This window comes from Pseudomonas graminis (assembly GCF_004364335.1).
Lineage (GTDB): Bacteria > Pseudomonadota > Gammaproteobacteria > Pseudomonadales > Pseudomonadaceae > Aquipseudomonas > Aquipseudomonas graminis_D.
Genome location: NZ_SOCR01000006.1, coordinates 132,580 through 150,310, shown reverse-complemented (window position 1 = coordinate 150,310; position 17,731 = coordinate 132,580). Strand labels below are relative to the sequence as shown.

Annotated in this window: 18 protein-coding genes; 7 read left to right on the top strand and 11 right to left on the bottom strand. The window is 61.4% G+C overall.

Features of this window, described 5'->3' with window-relative positions:
* Positions 1-234: 234 nt before the first annotated feature.
* The 9 genes from EC919_RS12875 to cbiE form a co-directional block, all read right to left on the bottom strand.
* On the bottom strand, positions 235-1,608 hold the full coding sequence (locus tag EC919_RS12875) for a PepSY-associated TM helix domain-containing protein (protein ID WP_133774449.1): 1,374 nt from the start codon (positions 1,606-1,608) through the stop codon (positions 235-237).
* Positions 1,609-1,694: 86 nt separating this feature from the next.
* Complete coding sequence (locus EC919_RS12870; RefSeq protein ID WP_243842254.1) at positions 1,695-2,177, bottom strand: DUF2946 domain-containing protein; 483 nt, start codon at positions 2,175-2,177, stop codon at positions 1,695-1,697.
* Positions 2,178-2,202: 25 nt separating this feature from the next.
* The gene (locus EC919_RS12865; RefSeq protein ID WP_133774445.1) at positions 2,203-2,679 is read right to left on the bottom strand and encodes a copper chaperone PCu(A)C; all 477 of its coding nucleotides are present in this window, start codon (positions 2,677-2,679) and stop codon (positions 2,203-2,205) included.
* A gap of 49 nt (positions 2,680-2,728) precedes the next feature.
* A complete protein-coding gene (locus EC919_RS12860; RefSeq protein ID WP_133774444.1) occupies positions 2,729-3,154 on the bottom strand; it encodes a DUF2946 domain-containing protein in 426 nt (141 codons plus the stop codon).
* An 88-nt stretch (positions 3,155-3,242) separates the two neighbouring features.
* The gene (locus EC919_RS12855; RefSeq protein ID WP_133774442.1) at positions 3,243-3,539 is read right to left on the bottom strand and encodes an addiction module antidote protein; all 297 of its coding nucleotides are present in this window, start codon (positions 3,537-3,539) and stop codon (positions 3,243-3,245) included.
* 2 nt (positions 3,540-3,541) lie between these two features.
* Entirely contained in the window at positions 3,542-3,844 is a 303-nt protein-coding gene (locus EC919_RS12850; RefSeq protein ID WP_133774440.1) for a type II toxin-antitoxin system RelE/ParE family toxin, read from the bottom strand.
* A gap of 108 nt (positions 3,845-3,952) precedes the next feature.
* Positions 3,953-4,675 carry a cobalt-precorrin-6A reductase gene (locus tag EC919_RS12845; protein ID WP_133774840.1) on the bottom strand — a complete coding sequence of 241 codons (723 nt, stop codon included), beginning with the start codon at positions 4,673-4,675 and terminating at the stop codon, positions 3,953-3,955.
* Between the two features lie 11 nt (positions 4,676-4,686).
* A complete protein-coding gene (locus tag EC919_RS12840; protein ID WP_133774438.1) occupies positions 4,687-5,784 on the bottom strand; it encodes a cobalt-precorrin-5B (C(1))-methyltransferase in 1,098 nt (365 codons plus the stop codon).
* Positions 5,784-6,986 carry a precorrin-6y C5,15-methyltransferase (decarboxylating) subunit CbiE gene (gene cbiE, locus EC919_RS12835; RefSeq protein WP_133774436.1) on the bottom strand — a complete coding sequence of 401 codons (1,203 nt, stop codon included), beginning with the start codon at positions 6,984-6,986 and terminating at the stop codon, positions 5,784-5,786. The genes EC919_RS12840 and cbiE overlap by 1 nt, the downstream gene beginning before the upstream one ends.
* 207 nt (positions 6,987-7,193) lie before the next feature.
* Between cbiE and cobG the strand changes: the two genes are divergently transcribed.
* From cobG to EC919_RS12800, 7 genes are all read left to right on the top strand, one after another.
* Entirely contained in the window at positions 7,194-8,546 is a 1,353-nt protein-coding gene (gene cobG, locus EC919_RS12830) for a precorrin-3B synthase (RefSeq protein ID WP_133774434.1), read from the top strand.
* Positions 8,539-9,165, top strand: coding sequence for a precorrin-8X methylmutase (locus EC919_RS12825; RefSeq protein ID WP_108119017.1), 627 nt, complete (start codon positions 8,539-8,541; stop codon positions 9,163-9,165). The genes cobG and EC919_RS12825 overlap by 8 nt, the downstream gene beginning before the upstream one ends.
* Positions 9,165-9,896 carry a precorrin-2 C(20)-methyltransferase gene (locus EC919_RS12820; RefSeq protein ID WP_166650542.1) on the top strand — a complete coding sequence of 244 codons (732 nt, stop codon included), beginning with the start codon at positions 9,165-9,167 and terminating at the stop codon, positions 9,894-9,896. Before EC919_RS12825 ends, EC919_RS12820 begins: the two co-directional genes overlap by 1 nt.
* Positions 9,896-11,620 (top strand): precorrin-3B C(17)-methyltransferase, encoded by a 1,725-nt coding sequence (gene cobJ, locus EC919_RS12815; protein WP_133774430.1) that lies wholly within the window; start codon positions 9,896-9,898, stop codon positions 11,618-11,620. The genes EC919_RS12820 and cobJ overlap by 1 nt, the downstream gene beginning before the upstream one ends.
* Positions 11,621-12,025: 405 nt before the next feature.
* Positions 12,026-12,835, top strand: coding sequence for a hypothetical protein (locus EC919_RS12810; RefSeq protein WP_133774428.1), 810 nt, complete (start codon positions 12,026-12,028; stop codon positions 12,833-12,835).
* A gap of 60 nt (positions 12,836-12,895) precedes the next feature.
* Positions 12,896-13,576: a hypothetical protein gene (locus EC919_RS12805; RefSeq protein WP_133774426.1), complete on the top strand. Its 681-nt coding sequence runs from the start codon at positions 12,896-12,898 to the stop codon at positions 13,574-13,576.
* Positions 13,566-14,216, top strand: coding sequence for a hypothetical protein (locus EC919_RS12800; protein ID WP_133774424.1), 651 nt, complete (start codon positions 13,566-13,568; stop codon positions 14,214-14,216). Before EC919_RS12805 ends, EC919_RS12800 begins: the two co-directional genes overlap by 11 nt.
* Positions 14,217-14,234: 18 nt before the next feature.
* On the opposite strand, the gene EC919_RS12795 is transcribed toward EC919_RS12800, so the two are convergent.
* Positions 14,235-14,831, bottom strand: a complete 597-nt coding sequence (locus EC919_RS12795; RefSeq protein WP_133774422.1) for a MarC family protein — start codon at positions 14,829-14,831, stop codon at positions 14,235-14,237.
* Positions 14,832-14,898: 67 nt separating this feature from the next.
* Positions 14,899-17,694, bottom strand: coding sequence for a hybrid sensor histidine kinase/response regulator (locus EC919_RS12790; RefSeq protein ID WP_133774420.1), 2,796 nt, complete (start codon positions 17,692-17,694; stop codon positions 14,899-14,901).
* Between the last annotated feature and the right edge of the window lie 37 nt (positions 17,695-17,731).

Here is a 17,731-nt window from a genome sequence, read left to right as displayed (position 1 = left end):
CGCAGAACCGACGGGTTCGGCGACTCGTTTCATGGAGTCAGGGCTTGGGGCTTACGTCTGTAGGTGGAACCAGGTCTGCATGTGAAGGAAAAACGACCAGAAAGGTAGGATTTTTCGCGAAGGAAGAGGGCCAATCCGTGAGCAGAAAAACAGGTGCGGAGCCTGAAACCCGAAATGAGGAGGAATTCATCACTAAACCACCCAAAAGAGGTTCCAGGCTCCGCGAGACGCAATCTAAGCTGTTGCCGCCGTTTTGGCAAAGCGCGAACGAACTATTCGATCGAGCAGCCACACCACCAGCATCGAAACGCCTACCAGCGGGAACGCAACCCCCAGGACGATCATCACCGCGGTAGCGATTTTCCAGCGCGGCAGGTCATGGCGCAACGGCGGAACACCGAATCCGTTCTGCGGGCGACGCTTCCACCAGATCACGATGCCGCTCACCGAACTCAGCAGCACCATCAGGCAGATGAACAGAATCAACAACTGGTTTATCCAGCCATACATCTTGCCTTCATGCAGCATCACGCCCAGTTCAGTGGCCTTGGACACCGTGCTGTAATCGCTGTAGCGCACATCCGCCAGCACCTTGCCGGTGTACTGATCGACATGCAGCGTGGCGTCGTTACGCGGGTCATCGGCGAACACGGAAACGGTGAACACGCCATCGGCGTTTTTCGGTGGCGTGATGCTGTAGCCCGGCTCGATATTGCGCGCCCTGGCGATGTCGACCACTTGCTGCAGGGAGATGCCCGGCGCTGCGGGAGCGCTGGACATGTGCGCGTGATTCATGTGCTCGGCATGATCCCCGGACGACACCGGCATCGGCGTGTTTTCCATGGCCCACGGCACGGTTTGCACGCTGGCGCTGTTCAGAGTGCCGGCCTGTTTGTCCGACTTGGGTACGTCATTCCACATGGCCGCCGGAAAGGTGTTCCACACATCGGCGTACATTTTTCCCCACATGCCGGTCCAGGTCATGCCGCTCAGTAACATGAACAGCAGCGCCACCGACCCCCAGAACCCGGTCACCGCGTGCAGGTCGCGCCAGAGAATGCGGCCTCGAGCGCTGATGCGCGGCCAGAGTACGCCGGCCGGCGAACGCCCTCGCGGCCACCACAGATACACACCCGAAACCACCAGCACGATGCCCCAGCCGGCGGCCAGTTCCACCAGCCGATCACCCACGGTGCCGATCATCAGCTCGCCGTGTAGCTCGCGGGCGATGGCTTGCAGGTTTTGCTTCGCGTCCTGGGTGCCGAGCACCGTGCCGCTGTACGGATCGACGAACACGTTCACTTCGCGGCCGTCGTTCTTGATTACGAACTGCGCGCTGCCTTCGGCATTCAGCGGCGGCAGGTATTTGCTCACTTGCGCCTGAGGATAAGCGGTCAGCATGCGCTTTTGCAGGTCATCGGCGCTGAGTGCGTGGTGAGCGGGCGTGACTGTCAGCAAGTCGCTGTACATCAGCGCGTCGAGCTGCGGTTTGAACAGGTAAATGATCCCGGTGACCGCCAGCAGGATCATGAAGGGCGCGACGAACAGGCCGGCATAGAAATGCCATCGCCACGCCAGGTTGTAGAAAGACACATTCGGTTTGGACATGGTGCAACGCTCCCGTCAGGGACAACACGGCGTAACCCGCCGGCGGCCGGAGGAGCCGTCAGCGGGTACGAGTCAAATTGTGGTGTTCAGGCGACTGACGAGAGGGGCGGGGCGCGACTTCGGGCGTTGGGAAAAACGTTGCGCTGGGCGTGGCCGAGTTGCGTGGCCTCGTTGTAGAAGTCGGCGGGTCTGGGCGGGACGGGAGCCAGGACGGCGACAGTTTTGGTCAGCGCCGGGCAACTGAACAGCAGCGTGCAATAGCCGCACTTGGCCCAGATGACGTGATCGACGCCGGCGTTTTGCTCGGCCCTGGCATGGCGGCTGTGCTCGCTCGCGCCCATCTCCATGGCCATGTCCATCGACGCCGACATGTCCATTTCGCCGTGCATCGACATCGACATGGCTGTCGGCGCAGGCATTGCCATGCCGCTGTGATGCTCCATCGGCATCGACTGGGAAATCAACGGACCGATGAAAATCATCAGCATCGCGAACAGGCTCAGCCAGGCGCCCTGCGGGTGACGAGGGGCGTGGGCTGATCGGGTGCGATTCGCGGGCGGACGGTTCAAGGGGGGGGCGTCGGAATTCGGCGGGTCAGTGGGCATGGGCCGGAGCGGCCGGGTCGGGTGGCTGTTTCAATACCATGACCTCGACGGTCAGGTCGCCCGCCTTTTCAAAGTGCAGGGTCAGCGGGAAGCTTTGTCCGTCAACCAATCTGCTGCGGTCTTTCAGGTCCAGCAACATCACGTGATAGGCCATGGGCGCGAAGGTCACGTTGCCGCCAGCCGGGATATCCACCGTCTCGACGTGCTGCATTTTCATCAGGCCGTCCTGATTGATGTGTTCATGCAACTGGGCGGCACCGGCGATGGGGCTGTCGACGGACTGCAGTCGGTCGGCGTCAGGGCCTTTGTTGGTGATCACAAAATAGGCAGCGACGGTGGGCGCGTTGGGCGGTAGCGCCATGGACCATGGCTGCGCAACGCTCAGTTGCCCCTTGGCGTAATCCTGAGCTTCAACGAAACCCGCTGGCAGCGCCAAAGCGATCAGCAGGAGGATTTTATTCAGCATCAACGCAGGTCTCCGGTTCATTCAGGTACGCGACGGCACGATGTGTAAATCAGACCCGGGGTGATGCGCGCGGATTGCGTTCAGGCCAGTGCTGACGGGGAGGCGCGTGCAGCACCAATACCGCGACAGGGAAACGCACCGGTTCGACAAGGGCGAACAAGCCTAAACCGATGCTGGTCGGCACTGCGGCCAATGGCATGGCGTTTGTGCAACAGGCGCAGTGCTGCATGAACGCGATGTCGGGGTGGCGGGGCACTTGTCGGTCGATGACTTCAACGGAAGTCATCGCCAGTCGTGACGCGGCGCCTGTGCAGCCGCTTCCCCACACCAGCCGCTCACCTTCGGGGCGCGGCATGGTCGGTGTCATCGGCATTGCCAACACACCGAACAACAACGCGAAACAGGCCACCCAGGCGAATGCCCGTCGCCGCTTCTGCGTGATGATTTGATCTTGTTGTTTTTTCATGTCGGCCATTTAGCCTGATCGGCCGCCAGATGTAAAAAGCCCGCCCGCGACGTTGTGTCGCGCGGCGGGTTTGGTTCAGTCAGGGTTCAGCGGGGGGTCACGCGGTGGAGGCGTGGAGTTTCAGGCCAAGGGCTTTGATGACTTTCATGATGGTGGCGAATTCGGGGTTGCCGTTTGTGCTTAGCGCTTTGTACAGGCTCTCTCTGCCCAGGCCTGTATCACGTGCGATCTGAGACATGCCATAAGCCCGCGCGATGTTGCCCAGAGCTTTGCGTATGAGCACACCATCGCCATTGTCTTCTTCAAGGCACGCGTCCAGATAGCCTGCCATGTCTTCAGGTGTTTCCAGGTATTCCGCTGCGTCGAACGGTTTGAATTCTTCTTCTACGTGCATATTCATTTCCTCGCACCGAGGTTTTTTGCCATGTACCTGGCTTGATTGATATCCCGCGTCTGGGTCGATTTATCTCCGCCAATCAGAAGCAGGTAAATGACTTCTTCGCGTCGGGTCAAATAGATTCGATAGCCGGGACCATAATGTATGCGCATCTCGAATACGCCGCCGCCTATTGGTTGGCAATCCCCGAGATTGCCTCCTTCGGCGGCATCAATCCGCGCAATGATGCGCTGCTGTCCGGTCTTGTCCTTTAAAGACTTCAACCACTTGCTGAATGAGGTGGATCGTTCGAAAAAAATCATACGGGAAAGGTATCCCGGAGGATACATTTCCGATGTCAGTCGAGTCAGACGGTGGAAGTCGGACCGATCCGCAAACCCAGACGATTTTCACGGTATTTTCGGCCTGCGTCAGCCAATGTCCCGCAACGCATCCAGCACCTCACCCACACTCCAGAGCGCCCGATCTACCTCCGGCAGTTCTGGCCGTTTCAACACCAACACCGGCACCCCGCGCTCACGTGCCACTTCCAGCTTTGGCTCGGTCGCTGGGCCGCCGCTGTTCTTGCTGATAAGGACGTCGATGTTGCGACTCTCGAACAGCTCGCGCTCGTCGTCCAGGCGGAAAGGGCCGCGCGCGCCGATCACTTCACAGCGTTCGTTGCCGGGATAGACATCCAGGGCACGCAGCGTCCAGAACTGATGGACGGGAATCTCGTGCAGATGCTGCAAAGGCTCGCGGCCCAAGGTAAATAGCGGTCGCTGAAAGGGGGCGAGGGCGGCGATCAGTTCGGCCCAGTCCGCGACTTCGCGCCAGTCATCGTTCGGGCCCGCCTGCCACGCGGGTCGCCGCAACGCCCAGCAGGGAACACCGGTCATCTTTGACGCAGCCGCTGCGTTCTGGCTCATCTGCGCAGCGTAAGGGTGCGTCGCGTCCAGGATCAGATCGATGCCATTCTGCTGTACGAAGTTTGCCAACCCTTCAGCGCCGCCGAACCCGCCAACCCGCACTTCACAGCGCAAGTCGGTGGGCACGCGACCCACGCCCGCCAGGCTGTAAATGTGCTGAGGCCCCAGCGTGCGGGCGATCGCCAGTGCGTCGGTGACGCCGCCGAGCAGCAGCACGCGTTTCATGGTGTGTGGTTTCAAACGAAGCCTCCCGCATGACCCACAATCCCGCCTTGGCGGTCGATGGCGAAGACCTCGACCTCAACTTGCGCCGGTACCACACTGCGGGCGAAATTCAGCGCGTGCTGACACACCGCATCACCCAGCGAGATGCCGACGGCCGAGGCCATTGCCAGCGCTTGCTGACTGGTGTTGGCCTCGCGAATATTTTGCTGCAGCGTGGCGTCAGCGCCCACTTCGGCCGACCATCGCGCGAGTTGTTCCAGATCGATACTGGAGTGGCGGCTGTGCAGGTCCATGTGGCCGGCCGCCAGCTTGCTGATCTTGCCGAAGCCGCCGCAGACACTGAGCCGCTCCACCGGGGTTTTGCGCAGATGCTTGAGCACGGCGCCGACAAAATCACCCATCTCGATCAGCGCGATGTCGGGGATCTGATACACCCGACGCATCGTGTCTTCGCTGGCGTTGCCGGTGCAGGCGGCGATGTGCTGATAACCGTTGGTGCGCGCGACATCAATGCCTTGGTGGATCGACGCGATGTACGCCGCGCAGGAGAAGGGCCGGACGATGCCGCTGGTGCCCAGAATCGACAGCCCGCCGAGAATCCCCAATCGCGGGTTCATGGTTTTCAGGGCCAGCTCGCTGCCGTTCTCGACGCAGACCGTCACTTCAAATCCGCCGTCATAGTCGACCTCCTGCGCCAGATGCGTGAGGTGCTCGGCCATCATTCTGCGCGGCACCGGATTGATCGCCGGCTCGCCGACACCCAGCACCAGACCCGGGCGGGTGACGGTGCCGACGCCTTCGCCCGCAACAAAACGCACGCCCGGTTCAGGGATCAGCCTGACCTGGGCAGACACCAGCGCGCCGTGGGTCACGTCGGGATCATCGCCGGCATCCTTGAGCGTGCCGGCCTCGGCGCCGTTTGCAATCAAGCGGCAGAATTCCAGGCGCATCTGCACGCACTTGCCTTTGGGCAGCGTGATGTCGATCGCATCGTTGGTTTCGCCGGCCAGCAGCAGGCGCGCGGCGGCAAGGGACGTCGCCGTGGCGCAGCTGCCCGTGGTCAAGCCGCTGCGCAATGGGGCGGGTTGTTCGGCGGTTTCGTCGCGCATCAGGGTTTGATCGCTTCGAGTAGGGTGATCGGCAGCGCCTGACGCCAGGTGTCGAACTCGCCGAGCGGTTTGGCGTGGGCCAGATGAATGCGGGTCAGTTCGCCGCCGTATCGCTCGCGCCAGTTCACCAGCATCGCTTCGCTTTGCAGCGTGACGGCATTGGCGACCAGTCGCCCTCCGGGCCTCAGGTTCTGCCAGCAAGCGTGCAGCACACCCTCGCGCGTCACGCCGCCGCCGATGAAGATGGCGTCCGGTTGCTCAAGGCCTTCAAGGGCATCGGGCGCACGTCCGCGAATCAGCTGAAGGCCGGGAACGCCCAGCGCATCGCGGTTGAATTCGATCAAGTGTTGCCGGCCCTCATCGGCCTCGACGGCGATGGCGCGGCAGGTCGGGTGTGCGCGCATCCACTCAATGCCGACGGAGCCGCAGCCAGCGCCCACATCCCACAGCAACTCGCCGGGAATGGGCGCGAGACGGGCAAGAGTAATCGCGCGCATGTCGCGCTTGGTGAGCTGGCCGTCATGCCGAAACGCCTCGTCCGGCAGACCGCCCAGCGGCGACAGACGCAACGTACCTGGCTGTGCGCGACAGTCGACGGCCACCAGATTCAGTGCAGCGATTTCAGGATCGGACCATTCATTGGCCGTCGCATCCACTCGTCGCTCCGAGGCACCGCCCAGATGTTCCAGCACGGTCATCTGGCTCGGGCCAAAACCGCGCTCACGCAGCTGCGCCGCGATCGCCGCCGGGCTGTTGCCATCGTTACTCAGCACCAGCAAGCGCAGGCCGTTTTGCAGGTGGGCATTCAATGCAGCGAGCGGACGAGCGACGACCGACAGCGTGACCACGTCCTGCAACGCCCAACCCAGCCGCGCGGCAGCCAGCGAATAAGAAGACGGGGCGGGAATCACCCGCATTTCATCGAAGGGGACGTGTTTCGACAGGCTCACGCCAACGCCGAACAACATGGGGTCGCCGCTGGCCAGCACGCAGACCGGGGCGCCGCGCTGCTCCAGCACCGGACTCAGGGAAAACGGGCTCGGCCACTGACGCTGCTCGGCCTGAATACACGGCGGCAGCAAGGCCAGCTGCCGCGCGCCGCCGATCACCTGCCGCGCCTGCAACAGCGCGTGCCGAGCGTTTCGGCCCAGACCTTTATAGCCGTCCTCACCGATTCCCACGACTGTCAGCCACGGTGACATGAATTGCCCTCAACCCGATTGCGTGCAACAGGCCCGCCTGCTCGGCCTGTGAATTGGCCGGCATGATACCGCGCCGGCGGGCCCGGTTCGTATGGCTTTGTGAATCCGACAGAGCGTCTTTTCATGGCGACGGCCAAAGCAGGCATAATACGGCCCCTGTAACTTTTCGTTTCTCTACGCGTCCGCCCGTTCGCACCAGGTGATCCATTGACCGAGCCGTTGTCCGCTCGCCCATCCGCTACGCCCATTCGCCCCTCGGCTTGCCCGGGGTTGCTGCGTATCGTCCCGGCGCTGGACGGCGGCATCTGCCGGATCAAGCTGCCGGGCGGGGTGCTTTCAGCGGATCAGGCGCGGGCCGTGGCAGACGCCGCCGAGCGGTTCGCCGGTGGCGTGATCGAGGCGACCAATCGCGGCAATCTGCAGATTCGCGGGATTGGCGCTGACCATGACGGGCTGATTGCGAGCCTGCTTGGCGCCGGACTGGGGCCGAGCAATCCGGCCAGCGACGACGTGCGCAACCTGATGCTCAGCCCGACCGCAGGCCTCGATCCGCAGCAACTGCTGGACGTGCGTCCGCTGGCCGCGCAGATCCTGCATTCCCTTGAGCACCACCCGCGCTTCCATGAGCTGTCGCCCAAATTTGCCTTGTCGCTGGACGGCGGCGAGGGCCTGGCGATGCTTGAGCATCCCCACGATCTCTGGCTGTCTGCCCTGCAGATTGATGGCCGGACGCTGCTGGGTTTCGGGCTGGCGGGCTGTCCGGCCAGCGATTCGCCAGTGGCTGCGGTGGCACCGGAAGCCGCTCACGAATTGGTTGTTGCAGTGCTGGAAACCTTTCTGGACCTCGCTCGCCCCGATCAGGCGCGCTTGCGCGATCTGCTGAAAGAAATGCCCGTGCCCCAATTCCTCGAACACGTCGCCGCGCGTTTGCCGCAGCCACTCGTGGTTGATCAAAAAGTCACCGAATGGCGGCGTGAGCCGATTCGGTCTTTCGCGCACATCGGCACCTACCGACAGGCAAAAGCCGGCCTCGTGGCTGTGGGCGCAGGCGTGCCGTTGGGGCGTTTGCGGCCGTCCATGTTGCGTGAAGCCGCCCGATTGGCGACTGCGTCTGGCGACGGCGAGCTGTGCATGACGCCGTGGCAAAGCGTGATGCTGCGCAATGTCTCGGCAGACAAGTCGGCGGTCGTGATGGAGGGCTTGGGACAGGCGGGCTTGCTCGTCGATGCCGCTCAGTCGCTGACAAAAATGGTCGCCTGCACCGGCGCCGCTGCCTGCGCTAAAGGCCTGGCTGACACCAAGGCCGACGGGCTGCGTCTGGCCGCATTGCTGCAAGAAAATGCCGTCAGCCGCGCGGTGCACCTGACCGGCTGCACGCGTTCGTGCGCCGCTGCGCACGTGATGCCGGTGACCTTGCTGGCAGCGTCGCCCGGCCGTTACGACCTTTATTTTCGTCATGCAGACATGTCCGGATTCGGCGATCTGCATGCACGTGACCTCACTATTGAAGCAGTCGGCGCGTTGTTGACCGCCGACTCACGGAGCAACACCGATGATTGATTACATCCGCGACGGCCAGGAGATCTACCGCAACTCCTTCGCGATCATTCGTGCCGAAGCCCGGCTCGATTCCATCCCGGCCGACCTGGAAAAACTCGCCGTGCGGGTGATTCATGCCTGCGGCATGGTCGATGCGGTCGAAGGCCTGCGCTTTTCGCCCGGCGCGGGCACGGCAGGTCGCCGCGCGCTGGCCGCCGGTGCACCGATCCTGTGTGACGCCCACATGGTTGCCGAAGGGGTCACGCGCACGCGCCTGCCGGCTAACAATCAGGTGATCTGCACCCTGAAGAACGAACGTGTGCCCGAGATGGCGCGGGAGCTGGGCAACACCCGCTCGGCGGCGGCGCTGGAGCTGTGGCGGCCGCACCTGGAAGGGGCGGTCGTGGTCATCGGCAACGCGCCTACCGCGCTGTTCTATCTGCTGGAAATGCTCGACGCCGGCGCGCCGAAACCCGCGCTGATCCTGGGGTTTCCGGTGGGCTTCGTTGGCGCCGCTGAATCCAAGGACATGCTCGCTGCCGACAGTCGCGGCGTGCCTTACGTGATCATGCAGGGCCGTCGCGGCGGCAGCGCCATGGCGGCAGCGGCGGTCAACTCACTCGCCACGGAGATCGAATGATGGCACCACGCGGTCGTCTGATTGGCCTGGGCGTGGGGCCGGGTGATCCGGAACTCATTACCGTCAAGGCACTGCGCCTGCTGCGCGAGTCGCCGGTGGTCGCGTACTTCGTCGCCAGGGGCAAGAAGGGCAACGCGTTCGGCATCATTGAAGGCCATTTGCAGCAGGCTCAGACGCTGATGCCGCTGGTGTACCCGGTGACCACCGAGGCGCTGCCCGCTCACATGTCTTATGAGCAAGTGATCAGCGAGTTCTACGACAGATGCAGCGCCGATCTGGCTGAGCATCTGGACGCCGGACGCGATGTGGCGGTGATCTGCGAAGGCGACCCGATGTTCTATGGGTCTTACATGTACCTCCACGATCGTCTGGCCGATCACTACGAAGCCGAAGTGATTCCCGGCGTCTGTTCGATGCTCGGCGGCGCGTCGGTATTGGGTGCGCCGCTGGTATACCGCAATCAGAGCCTCTCTGTGCTGTCTGGCGTGTTGTCCGCCGAGGAACTCAAACGCAAGCTTGAAGACGCCGATGCTGCGGTGATCATGAAGCTGGGGCGTAACCTGCCCAAAGTGCGTCAGGTGCTGGTGGAAACCGGTCTGGCAGAGCGTGCGCTGTATGTCGAGCGCGCGACCATGGCCAATCAGAAGATCGTGCCGCTGGCCGAGGTCGACCCGATGTCGTCGCCGTATTTCTCGCTGATCATTGTCCCCGGCGAACGGTGGCAAGGCTGATGGGCACAACCAACACCAAGGCCCCGGCGATTGTCATTCTGGGCAAAGGCGCGCTGGCGACGGCACGACGTATTCAACAGCTGTACCCGCAAGCGCTGATTCATGGGCTCGCGGGACGGGTAGAGGGCGCCGATCGCAGCTACTCAGAGTTTGGCGCGACCTTGCGCCAGCTTTATCAACAAGACACGCCGATCATTGCGCTATGCGCAGCGGGTATCGTCATCCGCACACTGGCGGCGGTGCTGCTGGAGAAGGGCGTCGAGCCGCCGGTGCTTGCCGTCGCCGAAGATGGCAGCGCAGTGGTGCCGCTGCTGGGGGGACTGGGCGGCGTCAATGTCATGGCCCGGGAAGTCGCGGCTGCGCTGAACGCCGCAGCGGCCATCACCACCAGCGGCGAGCTGCGCTTCGGCACCTGCCTGCTCAATCCGCCCGCCGGCTATGCGTTGGGCGATCTGGAGCTGGGCAAGCGCTTTGTCAGTGATTTGCTGTCGGGTGAAAGCGTGCGCGTTGAGGGCGTAGCGCCGTGGCTCGCTCAGGCACAGTTGCCTGAAGATGATCAGGCGCAGCTGGCGATCCATGTCGGTTATGCCGAGCGCGAGCCCAGCGACCATGAGCTGCTGATCTACCCGCGCAATGTACTGGTAGCGCTAAGCGGAGATCTGGCCACTACCGGCGAGGCAGTGGCCGATGCCGTTGAAACCGCGCTGCATGATTCGCGCATCGCCGTGCAGGCGCTGGGCTGTTTACTGGCCAGCAAAGCCGAGATGGCCAATCCGGCGCTGCACGCGGCTGCCGAAGCGCTGAGCGTACCGTTGCGCTTTACCGCTCCTGGTACGCTCGCCGAAATGACCCGGCAGGTGTTGCCGCAACTGTTGCCACCCTTGACCCCGGCGGCTGGCATCGCCATTGCCATCGCGCCGCAGCCTTTGGATGTTTCACAGATCGGCTGTGCACGAGGCCGGCTGGCGGTCATCGGTTTGGGACCAGGCGCCAGGGATTACATGATCCCTGCCGTCAAAGCCGAGCTTGAGCGTGCCAACGATGTGCTGGGTTACGAAACCTACGTACGCATGGCCGGCCCGTTTCGTCCCGATCAGATTTTGCACAGCACTGACAATCGTGAAGAAATGCAGCGTGCGCGGCATGCGTTCGAACTGGCTGCACAAGGTCGCTCGGTGGTGGTTGTCTCGTCTGGCGATCCCGGCGTATTCGCCATGGCGGCTGCGGTGCTGGAGGCGCTGCACGAGTCTGACAACGCGCAATGGCATGCCGTCGATCTGGAGATTTTGCCAGGGGTTTCAGCGTCGCTGGCCACGGCCGCACAGGCCGGGGCGCCGCTGGGCCACGACTTCTGCGTGATGTCGCTGTCGGACAACCTCAAACCCTGGGACATCATCGAGAAGCGTCTGGACCTCGCCTGTCAGGCAGATCTGGCATTGGCGTTCTACAACCCGATCTCCCGTTCGCGCCCTTGGCAACTGGGTCGCGCGCTGGAGATCGTGCGCCAGCACCGTACACCGGAAACGGTGGTGACCCTGGGGCGCGACATCGGTCGTCCGGGTCAATCCTTGCGCGTCATTACCCTGGGCGAGCTGACACCGGAGCAGGTGGATATGCGCACCATGGTGCTGATTGGCTCATCGCTCACGCGCAGCTTTGCGCGGGCCGGTGGCGGAGTGTGGGCCTACACGCCACGCTGGTACGGAACAAAACCCCAGTCGTAATTCTTGCAACGTCGGTTTTTTGCGCTGCCTTCCTATGGGGCGTGAAAGGCCGATACGGTTCTGTTCTTCCCTCAATCGCTGTAGGACACGTCCGCGAACTCGAAGGTTTTCAGACGCTTCTCTGCGTGATTGCGCACGCGGTCTTACTTGCTGCTGAAGTGCGGAAGATTCTTGAGTCGTAGGAAAACTTCGTTGTCATAGTAAGCGTCTTCGTTTAACCGTTATTTGACGGCGTATGTGTTGAGCGTACGCGAGATTTACCCAGTTACATTTCCCTGCTCTGTAAAATTTTATACAGCGGTTAAAGAATGACTCGCCTGATTTGTGGGGGTGGACGGCATTAAGGACGTTGGTTATGTTTTAAGGGTCCGGATGGACAGCTAACTAATTAAAAGGACTTAGCACATGAATGAATATACAAATTTCGTCATTCCCCGTGACGAGCGCATGGCGCTCGTCGGTGAAATGGGCGACAAAATCAATACTCTGGACACGGTCTCCAGTGGGGTTGGAAGCACTCCTTTGGGGCGCTCCTTTGTACTCGACCCCAAGGACAAGGAAGCTTCGGTCGTTGGCAGGCAGGTCGTGGCGTTTCTTGCGGGTATGGCGCGTGAAAACAAGGCAGCAGTGAAACGTTCCTTGCTGTTTGCCGAGGCAGCGGCCGATGCGTCGGTCAATGCAAAAGCAAATCCTGAGAAGTGGTTCAGCGAATTCAACAAGTGGATGGGCGTGTGTGGCTGGGCACGCTCCGGCGACGGCTTTACCCGATACAGGGCCCAAGAACAGCGTTTCACCATGGATGAACTGGGTGTCAAGTTTCTGAGCACCGCAATTGCTGCTCTGGCTGGGCCAGGTCCGGCCGCTGCCCTGCTAAGCGGCGTTGCAAGCGACGCCGTCACCGCGCTTAAGTCGCAGCAGGGGCCGTTGCGGATATTCGAACGCAACGCCAACGCGCACAACGGATCTGATTTCGGCATCGCTTCGGCGCTGGAGTCCGACGGGGATGTATACATGGCGTTGGGCAGCGTAGCGTTCAATTCCTCCTTTAATAGGACTAATTTTCTGTTCTGGGAATGGCAGGCGCAGGACGTCAATATCTATAAGGCAAGTAACTTTTGGGTGCTGGACCTTGAAGCGTATGACGACATCAAAGACGTCATCAGGCAAAAGCTGGGTGATCGGGCGCGCACGCATATTGCCGAACTGAAGTTTTAATCATCTTGGGAGTTACATTCAGGCTGTAACTCCCGCTCAATACTTTTCAGGTGAATCAATATGAGCAATGGATTGCAAAGGGTTTATCGAAGCGCCGGAAATATAATCGCTTTTGCGCCCAGTCTTGACCCTTTATATATAGATGATGTGCTGGTGTCGGAATTGTGTGCGCAACTTGTCACGCAGCGGGCGATTAACGAAAGTCCCTCGGAATATGACTGGGCCGAACTTTATCTGCAAGCGCTTAAACGATATACCTGGGGTATTTTTTACCGTCGCCAATACAGTATTGGCGGCGGCGCGCTTGAGGGTGTCACGCCTCGGGATGAGGTGTTAAGGCTGTTTGCCCACATGCGGGACATGAACACCGGTTTTCTTACGCAAGCAGTGTCGCAGGCTATGTCAGCGCTGCAACGCTCGGCGCCAGGCTTGTCGGTGCCGACGGCAAGTCATCACGATCCTGCTGGTGAGCATCCCCACGTATTCCATTTCAGCGCTGTGGACGCAGAAGCAATCCTGCACAGTGTGCGGTTATCGTTTCTCAGTCGTGAAGCGCAAACGCCAGCGTCGATCTTGCAACCATTCGACGTCAATCAGGTGTTGGGGAACGTCCAGATTCTAGCCTTCAGCGCAGAACTCTCTGATATCGGGTACGACGACTATCGGGATGGTTTGAAGGAAAAGGTGGCTGAAAAAGCACGAGAGCTTACCGTCCGGTTGCAGGTGAACGATGAACAATGAGATCGCAAACAACGTTGTCGCTGGCAGTAACCTGGTCTCATTCCTTTCGGGCTTCTCGCGTCAGGAGAAAAGCGACGTCCTGAAGGTCCTGCGCTTCGCCGATTATTTCGCCAGCGCCACGTGGCGTCGTCAGGATGCCTGGCTGAGCTGGATGATTTATTACCGTGCCCAGTTGCAAAAATATGGCTGCAAGCCCGGCGCTCAGGTTTTCATGGACCCCATCGTGGTCAGCGAGCCGGCCGAACTGGATCTGATTGTCTATAAGATCAAAGGGCTGTCCGGCGTTGACCGCCTGGTGGAGGGGGTCTCGCAGAGTTTCAGATCGATGCGCATCAATGAATATGCCAGGGGATTTTTTCAGTATGGGCGAGGTGGTGGCACGCTAAGCACCTTTCAGTCTGTACCCTGTGAACGCAACAGCGCAGGGCAGATGCAGATCCTCATGATCGGGGTGCATGCCAACGCCTATGGCTCCAGCGATATTTTCGGACTCACTGAAAACACTAAGCGTGACATGGTGGTAAGGCTGACGGGCGGCGTCTATACATTCGACAGCAAAGCTTTCGCCCCGCACCGCGACTATCTGCGCAGTCGACTCGCGGGTGATGCTCGACTGACCATTCAAAACCTGCGTTTCTGACAGCTCTACCCACGCGCATTATTGAATCAAATAGCCTCTGATCCCGGTAAAAATGATTTGCGCAGCCAGGGCGCAAACGAACAATCCCATCAGCCGGCTGACAATCTGCAGGCCTTGATCGCCGAGAATCCGCTCGATGCTGTTGGAAAGATAGAGAATCACACCCACCGTCAGGCTGGCCAGCGCGATGCTGACGATGGCGGTGAGTTTGTCGTCCCAGTGCGGCTGGCTGATGCCCATGACCAGCAGCGCGCCAATGGTGCCGGGGCCGACGGTAATGGGGATGGTCAGCGGCACGATCGCAACGTCCTGCTGAACGTTGTCGGTCTGCACGCCGGATTTGCCTTGGGCCATGGCCAGGGCAGAGATGAACAGCACGCTGCCGGCGCCAATTCTGAAAGCGTCGGCAGTGATGCCGAAGACCCCGAAAATCACCCGCCCGAACAGGTACAGCAGGACGCTCGAAACCAGCGTCGCCAAGGCGATCTTCCACGCCAGGTGCCGACGTTCCTTGCGCGAATAACCGCGGCTCAGGGAAATGAAACAGGACAGGACGAAGAACGGGCTATAGAGCACCAGCATCTTCAGGTAAACGCTGAACAGCACGTGAAGCATGGTTTGAGCTCATGGCAGCGGACTGGGACGGCGCCAAGTCTATCAGTCCGTCACGGCCATCTGGCGGTCAGTTTTGCTCGTAACGGTCTTCGCCACGGGTGGCGCGGTTTGCGTCGTCCCGGGCGCGTTGCTCCACCCAGTACTCGACCAGCTCGCGTAACTGCGACAGCTCCACCGGCTTGGACATGTGGCCGTCCATGCCGGACTGGCGCGCGCGATCCTTGTGCTCCGCCAGAATGTGCGCGGTCAACGCCACCACAGGGGTACGAATGCGCTGGTTGCCGGTTTCCCAGGCGCGGAACTGCTGCGTCGCCGAGAACCCGTCGAGGATCGGCATTTCGCAGTCCATCAGGACCAGGTCATAGCGCCGGGTCTTCATCGCCAGCAGTGCTTCCTCACCATTGCTGGCGGTGTCCGGCTGCAGGTTGAGCTTGCCGAGCATGCCGCGAATGACTTTGGTGGAAATGCTGTTGTCTTCGGCGACCAGAATGCGGAAGTCACTGGGCACGTCGATGTCGTCGATCAGCCCGGGCAGTGCGGAGAAGGGCGTATGGCCTTTGTTGCGCTGATTGAGCTCGTCCGCCAGCGTGGTCTTCAGCGTGTACCCGGCGACCGGTTTGGCGAGGATGCGTTTGACCCCGGCATTGCGCGCGATGACCTTGCTCGGCGCGTTGCTGATGCCCGTGAGCATGATCAACAGAATGTCATGGTTCAGGCTGGGGTCTTCCTTGATCTTGGCCGCCAGTTGCATGCCGGTCATGCCGGGCATGTTCTGGTCGAGCAAGACGATATCGAAGTAGTCGCGCAGGTGAGCTTTTGTGCGCAGCAGCGCCAGCGCCTCTTTGCCCGATGGCACGGCGCTGACATTGAGCCCCCAGGCACTGCACTGCTGTACCAGCACCTTGCGGCAGGTGTCGTTGTCGTCGACCACCAGAACCCGCGCGCCTTTGAGCGGGCTGTCCAGATCGGCGGGCGGCTGCTCAAGTCGTTCTGCATCAAGGGGGAGACTCAGCCACAGGGTGCTGCCCTGATTGGTGCCGCTCTGAATGCCAAACTCGCCGTTCATCAGCAGGATCAACTGCCGGGCGATGACCAGCCCCAGGTGACCGCCGACTTTGCTGGCAGCCAGGAAATTCTTGCTGTGCAGTTCAGCGTGCAGCAGCGCGTCGCGCTCCTTGGGCGTCAGCGGCGTGCCGCTGTCCTGTACGGCGATGCGCAGTCTTGGTTTGCCGCCGCGGGAGTCGAGGGCGACGACCAACAGGATCTCGCCCTCGTCGGTCTTCTTTAAGGCGTTCTCCAGCAAGCTGAGCAGCGTCTGCCGCAGGCGCGTCGGGTCACCGCTGATCACTCGCGGCACCTGGGGCTGAATGAAGCTGATCAGCTCGACACTCTGCTGCTCGGCCTTGGCGCGGAAGATGCTCAGGCAGTCCTCGATCATCGCGTTGAGATCGAATTGCACATCGTCCAGCTCGATCTGCCCGGACTCCAGCTTGGTGATGTCGAGGATTTCGTTGATCAGGGTCAGCAGTTCGTTGCCGGCGCTGTGAATGGTCTGCACGTAATCGCGCTGCTTGACCGACAGCGGCGTGCCCAGCAGCAGCTCGGTCATCCCCAGAACGCCGTTCATGGGGGTGCGGATCTCGTGGCTGATCTTCGCCAGAAACTCGGCCTTGGCATTGATCTCTGCCGTGCTCGCCGCCAGTTCGCGGCTGATGCTGAAGTTGTCTTCGGTGATGCTGCGATGACGCTCGCTCAGGGCAATGCTCATCAGCAGGCCGCACAGGCAAAACACCGCCAGCACCCCGATGATCAGCGTCTGCGCGGGAATGCTCGTCAGCCAGAGCATGGCCGGCAGCACCACCAGGTTGCCCAGGTTGAAAACGATCATGGCGATCACGAACGGCCGGGCAGGGGAGTAGCCCTTCTGCAGGTGGTAGATCGACACCAGGGTGATGCTGACTGTGGTCAGTGCCACCAGCAGGAACGTCATGATGTTCAGCGGCAGCGTTTCAACGAACAGCGCCAGGAGCGCGCCAAAGCCGACCACCAGCAGCACGCCCATCAGCAGCCGGTTGAGCATCTCGACACCGCGCTGGATGAAGAAACAGTATGTGTACATCAGCCCTGTCGCGGCGGCGAGGAGCAGAGCGAGGTGAGCACTTGGCGTCTGCTCCAGGTGCCAGCGCGGCAGCCACGGTGCCTGAAGGTTGAGCAGCAACAGCGCGCTCAACCCCAGAAACGCCTCGCACGCCGCCAGCCACAAGCTGCTGACAGAGCGGGACTGGGCGAAGCGCGTGAGGTTCTGCACGATCAGCATGGCCAGCGAACCGAAGAACAGGCCGAGCAGCAGCGGTCGGCGCTCGTCGGCGGCACTGGCGACGGCGGACTGCAGCGTGATGTTCGGGCGTAGTTCCTGCTCGGACTTGAGACGCAGATACAGGTCGAGGGGCTTGTCGCTGTGGGGCACCGGCAGCAGGAAGTCCAGTGACGGCAGAGGTTGGGCTTCGCGCGGTACCCGGTTACCGGAGCGCGAATGATCGATCAGGCTGTCGCCGTCGAGCACGTACATGTCGACCGTCGCCAGGTCGGGGGCGAAGATCCGCACCAGCTGTTCATGGGTGGTCGGGGGCAGGCGGTAGTGCAGCCACAGTGCGGCGTCGCGGTTGGTCGCGCGCACCTTGTCGAGTTCGACCGGGCTGAATTGGGATTCGTAGTGGGGGGAGCGAATGTCGCTGAGGTTCAGGTTCGCCTGATCGTCGACAAGGGTTGACCAGCCTGCACTGACCTCGGCGTTGGCCGGGGATATACAGAGCAGGGTCAGCAATGTGACGGTCAAACGAATGGCAATCCTGAGCCAGCGCACGGCGAAATCCCTTCGTGAATGAACCCTGTTTAACTCT

What these genes read in the sequence shown, in the direction of transcription:
- EC919_RS12825 (WP_108119017.1), top strand. Translation starts at nt 8,539, where the DNA reads ATGATTGATTACATCCGCGACGGCCAGGAGATCTACCGCAACTCCTTC.
- EC919_RS12800 (WP_133774424.1), top strand. Translation starts at nt 13,566, where the DNA reads ATGAACAATGAGATCGCAAACAACGTTGTCGCTGGCAGTAACCTGGTC.
- EC919_RS12840 (WP_133774438.1), bottom strand. Translation starts at nt 5,784, where the DNA reads ATGCGCGACGAAACCGCCGAACAACCCGCCCCATTGCGCAGCGGCTTG.
- cbiE (WP_133774436.1), bottom strand. Translation starts at nt 6,986, where the DNA reads ATGTCACCGTGGCTGACAGTCGTGGGAATCGGTGAGGACGGCTATAAA.
- EC919_RS12865 (WP_133774445.1), bottom strand. Translation starts at nt 2,679, where the DNA reads ATGCTGAATAAAATCCTCCTGCTGATCGCTTTGGCGCTGCCAGCGGGT.
- EC919_RS12850 (WP_133774440.1), bottom strand. Translation starts at nt 3,844, where the DNA reads ATGATTTTTTTCGAACGATCCACCTCATTCAGCAAGTGGTTGAAGTCT.
- EC919_RS12875 (WP_133774449.1), bottom strand. Translation starts at nt 1,608, where the DNA reads ATGTCCAAACCGAATGTGTCTTTCTACAACCTGGCGTGGCGATGGCAT.
- EC919_RS12820 (WP_166650542.1), top strand. Translation starts at nt 9,165, where the DNA reads ATGGCACCACGCGGTCGTCTGATTGGCCTGGGCGTGGGGCCGGGTGAT.
- EC919_RS12795 (WP_133774422.1), bottom strand. Translation starts at nt 14,831, where the DNA reads ATGCTTCACGTGCTGTTCAGCGTTTACCTGAAGATGCTGGTGCTCTAT.
- cobJ (WP_133774430.1), top strand. Translation starts at nt 9,896, where the DNA reads ATGGGCACAACCAACACCAAGGCCCCGGCGATTGTCATTCTGGGCAAA.
- EC919_RS12855 (WP_133774442.1), bottom strand. Translation starts at nt 3,539, where the DNA reads ATGCACGTAGAAGAAGAATTCAAACCGTTCGACGCAGCGGAATACCTG.
- EC919_RS12845 (WP_133774840.1), bottom strand. Translation starts at nt 4,675, where the DNA reads ATGAAACGCGTGCTGCTGCTCGGCGGCGTCACCGACGCACTGGCGATC.
- EC919_RS12860 (WP_133774444.1), bottom strand. Translation starts at nt 3,154, where the DNA reads ATGGCCGACATGAAAAAACAACAAGATCAAATCATCACGCAGAAGCGG.
- EC919_RS12810 (WP_133774428.1), top strand. Translation starts at nt 12,026, where the DNA reads ATGAATGAATATACAAATTTCGTCATTCCCCGTGACGAGCGCATGGCG.
- EC919_RS12805 (WP_133774426.1), top strand. Translation starts at nt 12,896, where the DNA reads ATGAGCAATGGATTGCAAAGGGTTTATCGAAGCGCCGGAAATATAATC.